The sequence below is a fragment of the Streptomyces sp. AC555_RSS877 genome (assembly GCF_019049245.1).
In the GTDB taxonomy this organism is placed as follows: Bacteria; Actinomycetota; Actinomycetes; order Streptomycetales; family Streptomycetaceae; genus Streptomyces.
In genome coordinates this window covers 1-344 of the sequence record NZ_JAGMUK010000160.1, presented here as the reverse complement: position 1 = coordinate 344, position 344 = coordinate 1, and the positions used below count along the sequence as shown (strand labels likewise).

Here is a 344-nt window from a genome sequence, read left to right as displayed (position 1 = left end):
AACTCGTCAAGGACGACGTCCGCGTGCGAGGGGCCGACGACCCGGAGACCCTCTCCACGCGGCATCAGGCTGCTCGCTTCCGCGGCGAGGCGGGAGACGTGGCTGGCGCCGCCACCGCCTTCGCCGAACTCCTCAAGGACGAGACCCGCGTGCGAGGGGCCGACCACCCGGACACCCTCGACACACGGTCTTGGGCTGCTCACTTCCGCGGCGAGGCGGGAGACCCGGCCAGCGCCGCCACCGCCTTCGCCGAACTCCTCAAGGACCAGACCCGCGTGCTGGGCGCCGACCACCCGAACACCCTCGACACGCGGTATTGGGCTGCTCGCTTCCGCGGCGAGGCG

At 72.4% G+C, this 344-nt stretch carries 1 protein-coding gene; it reads left to right on the top strand.

Features of this window, described 5'->3' with window-relative positions:
• Positions 1–23: 23 nt before the first annotated feature.
• On the top strand, positions 24–344 hold a 321-nt coding region (locus KUM49_RS38035; RefSeq protein WP_374200254.1), incomplete at its 3' end, for a tetratricopeptide repeat protein.